Annotated in this window: 7 protein-coding genes; all 7 read left to right on the top strand. The window is 65.2% G+C overall.

Annotated features, from left to right (window positions below; genetic code table 11):
* Positions 1–586 (top strand): ABC transporter permease (locus EOD07_RS16655; protein WP_164772293.1); only part of this gene is annotated, 586 nt, incomplete at its 5' end.
* Positions 579–1427 carry an ABC transporter permease gene (locus EOD07_RS16660; protein ID WP_126062915.1) on the top strand — a complete coding sequence of 283 codons (849 nt, stop codon included), beginning with the start codon at positions 579–581 and terminating at the stop codon, positions 1425–1427. The genes EOD07_RS16655 and EOD07_RS16660, both read left to right, overlap by 8 nt.
* On the top strand, positions 1424–2314 hold the full coding sequence (locus EOD07_RS16665; RefSeq protein WP_127236249.1) for an ABC transporter ATP-binding protein: 891 nt from the start codon (positions 1424–1426) through the stop codon (positions 2312–2314). The genes EOD07_RS16660 and EOD07_RS16665 overlap by 4 nt, the downstream gene beginning before the upstream one ends.
* On the top strand, positions 2307–3131 hold the full coding sequence (locus EOD07_RS16670; RefSeq protein WP_127236250.1) for an ATP-binding cassette domain-containing protein: 825 nt from the start codon (positions 2307–2309) through the stop codon (positions 3129–3131). The genes EOD07_RS16665 and EOD07_RS16670 overlap by 8 nt, the downstream gene beginning before the upstream one ends.
* 80 nt (positions 3132–3211) lie before the next feature.
* Positions 3212–3811 (top strand): VOC family protein, encoded by a 600-nt coding sequence (locus tag EOD07_RS16675; RefSeq protein ID WP_127236251.1) that lies wholly within the window; start codon positions 3212–3214, stop codon positions 3809–3811.
* Between the two features lie 135 nt (positions 3812–3946).
* Complete coding sequence (locus tag EOD07_RS16680) at positions 3947–6241, top strand: bifunctional salicylyl-CoA 5-hydroxylase/oxidoreductase (protein ID WP_127236252.1); 2295 nt, start codon at positions 3947–3949, stop codon at positions 6239–6241.
* Positions 6238–6950 (top strand): SDR family NAD(P)-dependent oxidoreductase (locus EOD07_RS16685; RefSeq protein WP_164772294.1); only part of this gene is annotated, 713 nt, incomplete at its 3' end. The genes EOD07_RS16680 and EOD07_RS16685, both read left to right, overlap by 4 nt.

Genomic DNA, 6950 nt, shown 5'->3' on the forward strand with positions numbered 1-6950 from the left:
CTCCATCCCCGATTTCCTCTGGGGCCTGGTGCTGATCCTGCTCTTCGGCGTGCTGGTGCCCGTCTTCGACATTTCCGGCCGCGTCTCGCCGCAGCTGGACCTGCCTTTCATCACCCAGTTCTACCTGGTCGAGAGTATCTTGAGACTCCGCTTCGACCTCACCTGGGACCTCATCAAGCACATGCTGATGCCGGCCGTTGCCTTGGCGCTGCCGCTGGCGGCGATCATCGCGCAGCTGTTGAAACAGTCGCTGAAGGAAGTGCTCGACCTCGACTATGTCGTGCTCGCCCGGGTGAAAGGTTTTTCGGAAACTCAGGTGATCCTGCGCGAGGCGCTGAAGAATGCGGCGCTGCCGACGCTGACGCTGGTCGGCGTGCAGTTCACCTTCCTCATCGGCGGCACCGTCATCGTCGAGCGGCTGTTTTCCTATGAGGGCCTTGGCAACATGGCGATCGACGCCGTCATCAACCGCGACCTGCCGCTGATCCAGGGCATCGTGCTGGTGTTCGCGCTGCTCTTTGTGCTGATCAACCTTGCCGTCGACATGATGTATGCGCTGCTCAATCCGAGACTGCGTCATGGATGAGGCGCGCATCGCCCGACGCGGCCTGAGCCCGCGGCTGTGGCTGGCCGGCGGCTGGCTTCTGCTGGCGCTGCTCGCGGCGATCTTCGCGCCGCTGATCGCGCCGCAGGACCCGCTGGCGCAGGACCTGATGCTGGAGCGCCTGCCGCCCTTCTGGCTGGACGGCGCCGAGCCCGGCTATTGGCTGGGCACCGACAGCCTGGGTCGCGATCTTCTCTCGCGGCTGATCTTCGGCGGACGCATCGCCTTCATCGTCGCCTTCGCCGCCGCGACATCCGCCTGCCTCATCGGTTCGGCATTGGGGCTGATCGCCGGCTATTTCGGCGGCTGGGCCGACCGCATCATCTCGCGCATCGTCGACGTCTGGATGGCGTTCCCGCCGGTGCTGTTCGCGATCCTGCTGGTGGCGGTGCTGGGCACCGGCCTCAGCTCCGTTATCCTCGCCATCGCGATCATCGACTGGACGCGCTTCTGCCGGGTGATCCGCGCCGAGGCGATGAGCCAGGCGCGCATGGATTATGTCGAGAGCGCGCGCATCGCCGGCTATGGCCGCATCGGCATCATGCTGCGTGAAGTGCTGCCCAATGTGCTGCCGTCGGTGGTGGCGCTGCTGTCGCTCGAAATGGGCATCGCCGTGATCGTCGAGGCGATCCTCTCCTTCGTCAACCTGTCGATCTCGACCGACGATCCGACCTGGGGCAGCATCATCGCCGAGGGCCGGCTGTCGATCCATCAGGCCTGGTGGGTGCTGGTGTTCCCGCTGATCACGCTGATCCTCACCGTGCTTTCCTTCAGCCAGTTCGGCGAAGCGCTGAAGGCGCGTTTCGATCCGGTGCTGCGATGAGCGCCAATATGGAACCGTGCCTCGACATTCGCGAACTCAGCGCCGTGCTGCCCAACGGCCAGCGCGTGCTGCGCTCGGTCTCGCTCGCAGTCCAGCCGGGTGAAGTCCGCGCGCTGGTCGGCGAAAGCGGCGCCGGCAAGACGATGATCGGCAAGGCGGTGCTCGGCGTGCTGCCGAAAAGCGTGCGGGTCGTCGAAGGCGAGATGCTGATCGAGGGCGAGGATCTCGGCCGTCTCGATGCCAAGGCGCGGCGCACTTTGATCGGTGCCCGCACGGCGCTCATCCCGCAGGATCCGCTGACCGCGCTCAACCCGTCGCGCCGCGTCGGCGCGCAGATGACCGACCGGCTGGTGCGCATCCTCGGCTGGAGCGGCGAGCGGGCCTACACACGCATCCGCCAATTGCTCGACGAGGTGCAGATCCGCGATCCTGAGCGCGTGCTGAAGAGCTATCCGCATGAGCTCTCCGGCGGCATGCGGCAGCGCGTGCTGATCGCGGCGGCTTTCGCGGCGGAGCCGAGGCTGATCGTCGCCGACGAGCCGACGACGGCGCTGGACGTGACGGTGCAGAAGCAGATCCTGCGGCTGATCGCGCAGTTGCAGCGCGAGCATGGCACGGCGATCCTGTTCGTCACCCACGATCTCGGCGTCGTCGCCAAGATCAGCCAGAAAGTGTCGGTGCTCTATGCCGGCAAGGTGGTGGAGGAGGCCGAGACCGCCCAGCTCTTCGCCGCTCCGCAGCACGCTTATACGCGGGCGCTGATCGCGGCGACGCCGCGCTACACCGATCCCTACGCATCGCTGAAGCCGGTGGACGAGAGCGTGCTTGCCGGGCTCACGGCCGAGATCGCGGCTGCCGACAAGGACTGGAGGCCCGGCCATGGCTGAGCCGCTGTTTTCCGTGCGCGGCCTGAAGGTGGCGCTGCCCGACATGACGCGCAAGCCGATGATCGGCCGCGCGCCGCTGGCGGAAATCCTGAAAGGGCTCGACTTCGACCTGCCCAAGGGATCGGTCACCGGCATCGTCGGCGAATCCGGCTCCGGCAAGTCGACGCTCGGACGCGCGCTGGTTCGGCTGCTCGAGCCGAGCGCTGGCGCGATCGGCTTCGAAGGGCGCGACATCAGCCATCTTTCGGAGGCTGAGCTCAGGCCACTTCGCCGCGACCTGCAGATGATCTTCCAGGACCCGATGTCGTCGCTCAACCCGCGGCATACGATCTTCAACATCATCGCAGCCCCCTTGCGACAGAACGGGCTTGGCGACCGGCTTAAGGAACGCGTCGCGGAAGCCTTGCTGCGCGTCGGCCTGCCGCAGGGCTTCGCCAGCCGCTATCGGCATGAGCTTTCGGGCGGCCAGAGGCAGCGCGTCGGCATCGCGCGGGCGCTCGCGCTGTCGCCGAAATTCGTGCTGGCCGACGAGATCGTCTCCGGTCTCGACGTGTCGACTCAGGCGCAGATCCTGACCTTGTTGGAGAAGCTCGCGGCCGAGATGGGGCTGACGGTCGCCTTCATCAGCCACGACCTGTCGGTGATCCGGCGGCTCTGCCAGCAGGTCATCGTCATGCGCGAGGGCAGGATCGTGGAGGCCAGCGCCACGGACGCGCTGTTCGACAACCCGAAGGAGGCCTACACGCGCGACCTGCTCGCCGCCATTCCGCTCCCCGAGATCGATCCGGACTGGCTGCTGCCGAAAGCGCCGGCATGAATTGAGTTTCGATATCCGCACGCCGACCAGCGGGCCTCGGATGTGCGCCAGGACAAGTCGGCCCGCCAATGGAGGGTGACATGAAATACGCAGTCCAGGCGGCGATCCTCGCGGCCTCTTTGTTCGGCGCAATGGGAGCTGCATCGGCGGATTCGATCCCCGGTATGCGCGGGCACGACCATACCGGCATCACCGTGCCCGACATGAAGCAGGCCGTCGATTTCTTCACCAACGTCGTCGGCTGCAAGAAGGCGATGTCCTTCGGGCCGTTCGCCGACGACAAGGGCACTTTCATGCAAGACCTGCTCGGCGTCGATCCGAAGGCGGTGATCGAGGAGATCACCCAGATCCGTTGCGGTTACGGATCGAACATCGAGCTGTTCAAATACACAGCACCTGACCAGAAGGACGCAACGCCCAAGAACAGCGATATCGGCGGCTATCACATCGCCTTCTATGTAGACGACGTCGCCGCGGCGAAGGCCTATCTCGAGGGCAAGGGCGTGAAGACCAGGATGGGGCCGCTGCCGGTGAAGGAAGGCCCGGCCGCCGGCCAGACCATCCTCTATTTCCAGGCGCCGTGGGGGCTGCAGCTGGAGGCGATCAGCTACCCCGAAGGCATGGCCTACGAAAAGGGCGCCGAGACGGTGCTGTGGAGCCCGAAGGACCCGACGAAGTGAAGAACCAATCGCGCCGGTGACAATCATTCAATTATGAAACTTCAAGCTTGAAATAATTGCATGTCGGCGCGATACTGACTTTTGGGATCGCCGGCTCCGCCGGCGACTTCCTATGCGAAGAGGAGATCGCAAGACATGAAGGTTGCGGTTCTCGGCGGCGGACCGGCCGGACTCTACTTTGCCATCTCGCTGAAGCTGCGCGACGCCGCGCATGAGGTGACTGTCTATGAGCGCAACCGCCCGGACGACACGTTCGGCTGGGGCGTGGTGCTGTCGGCGGAGACGCTGGAGAACCTGACCAAAAACGACCCGGTCAGCGCCGTCTGGATCAAGAAGCATTTCGCCTATTGGGACGACATCGCCGTCATCCATGACGGCGTGCGCACGGTGTCTTCCGGCCACGGCTTCTGCGGCATCGGCCGCAAGCGGCTGTTGATCCTGTTGCAGCGGCGCGCCCGCGAGCTCGGCATCAAGATGATGTTCGAGACCGAGATTTCCGACCCGAAACCCTTCATGGAAACGCACGACCTGGTGGTCGCCGCCGACGGACTGAACTCGAAGTCGCGCGCGGCCTTCGCGGACGTCTTCAAGCCGGACATCGACACCCGCAAATGCAAGTTCGTGTGGCTGGGCACCACGCAGAAATTCGACGATGCCTTCACCTTCATCTTCGAGAAGACGGAGCATGGCTGGGTGTGGGCGCATGCCTACCAGTTCGACAGCGAGACCGCGACCTTCATCGTCGAATGCAGCGAGCAGACCTGGAACGCTTTCGGCTTCGGCCAGATGACGCAGCAGGAATCGATCGCGGTCTGCGAGCGCATTTTCGCAAAACATCTCGGCGGTCATCCGCTGATGACCAACGCCAACCACATCCGTGGTTCGGCCTGGATCAATTTCCCACGCGTGCTGTGCGAGCGCTGGTCCTACAAGAACCTGGCGCTGATGGGCGATGCCGCGGCATCGGCGCATTTCTCAATCGGCTCCGGCACCAAGCTGGCGCTGGAAAGCGCGGTGGCGCTCGCGGATTATGTCGAGTCCGAGCCCGACCTCGAAGCGGCCTTCCGCAAATATGAGGATGCGCGGCGCACCGAGGTGCTGAAGCTGCAATCGGCGGCGCGCAATTCGCTGGAATGGTTCGAGGAAGTCGAACGATATCTCGGGCTTGATCCAGTTCAGTTCAACTATTCGCTGCTCACCCGCTCGCAACGCATCAGCCACGAGAACCTGCGCCTGCGCGACGCCGAATGGCTTGCGGGGGCCGAGGAGTGGTTCCAGCGCAAGGCCGGCGCCGGCGGCAACAGCTTACGCCGCGCGCCGATGTTCGCGCCGTTCAAGCTGCGCGACATGGCGCTCACCAACCGCATCGTCGTGTCGCCGATGGCGCAATACAAGGCCGTCGACGGCTGCCCGACCGACTGGCATTTTTCTCACTATGCCGAGCGCGCCAAGGGCGGCGCCGGCCTCCTCTATATCGAGATGACCTGCGTCAGCCCCGAGGGACGCATCACGCCCGGATGCCCCGGCTTCTACAAGCCGGAACACGAAGTCGCCTGGAAGCGGCTGGTCGATTTCGTCCATGCGGAGACTGAGGCAAAGATCTGCGCCCAGATCGGCCATTCCGGCGCCAAGGGTTCGACCCGCCTCGGCTGGGAAGGAACGGACGAGCCGCTCACCTCCGGCAACTGGCCGGTGATGGCGCCGTCGGCCGTGCCGTGGTCGCCGAAGAACCAGATGCCGAAGGCGATGGACCGTGCCGACATGGATATGGTGCGCGATCAGTTCGTCGCTTCGGCTGAGATGGCCGAGCGCTGCGGCTTTGACATGCTGGAGATCCATGCCGCGCACGGCTACCTGCTTTCCGCCTTCATCACGCCGCTGACAAACCGCCGCACCGACGAATATGGCGGCTCGCTGGAGAACCGGATGCGCTACCCGCTGGAGATTTTCCACGCGGTGCGCGCGGTGTGGCCGGCCGAGAAGCCTATCTCGATGCGTATTTCGGCCAATGACTGGGTCGGCATCGAAGGCGTCACGCCGGCCGATGCGGTCGAGATTGCCAGGCTGCTCCATCAGGCGGGCATCGATCTCTGCGACGTGTCGGCCGGGCAGACCACCATCGCCGCCAAGCCAGTCTACGGCCGCATGTTCCAGACGCCGTTTTCCGACCGTATCCGCAACGAGGTCGGCATGGCGACGATGGCGGTCGGCAACATCTATGAGCCGGACCATGCCAACTCGATCCTGATGGCCGGCCGCGCCGATCTTGTAGCGCTGGCAAGGCCGCATCTTGCCGACCCCTACTGGACGCTGCACGCGGCGGTGACGCTCGGCGACCGCGGCGTCAAATGGCCAGATCCCTATCTGCCCGGACGCGACCAGATCTACCGGCTGGCCGAGCGCGAAGCTGCAGCGGGGCTCAAGGTATGAGCGCCGCGCAGGCAATCCTTGGCAAGCATGCGCTGGTGACCGGCGGCGGTTCCGGCGTCGGCAAGGCCATCGCGCTGGCACTCGCGGAAGCAGGCGTTGCCGTCACCATCTGCGGGCGGCGCGAGGCTGCGCTCACAGAGGTCGCGAAGGAAAACGGTCGCATCTTCGCCATCGCCGCCGATGTCACCGACGAAGCCGAGCTGGCGGCTCTCTACGAGAAAGCCGAAGCCGTGCGCGGACCGTTCGATATCGTCGTCGCCAATGCCGGCATGGCGGGCAGCGCGCCGGCGCACAAGACCACGCTGGCCGACTGGCAGCGCACGCTCGACGTCAACCTCACCGGCGCCTTCCTGACGGTGAAGCCGGCACTGGCCGGCATGCTGGCGCGGAAGGTCGGACGCATTGTCTTCGTCGCCTCCACTGCCGGCTTGAAGGGCTACGCTTATGTCGCTCCTTACGTCGCCGCCAAGCACGGCGTCGTCGGACTGACACGGGCTTTGGCCGCCGAGACCGCCAAATCCGGAGTCACCGTCAACGCCGTCTGCCCGGGCTTCGTCGAGACCGAGATGCTGGAAGAATCCGTTCAGCGCATCGTCGAGAAGACGGGACGTTCCGCCGACGAGGCGCGCGCGAACCTCGCGGCGACGAACCCGCAGGGGCGTTTCGTCCAGCCGGAGGAAGTCGCCTCGGCGGTGCTTTGGCTATGCAG

The sequence above is a fragment of the Mesorhizobium sp. M2C.T.Ca.TU.002.02.1.1 genome (genome assembly GCF_003997225.1).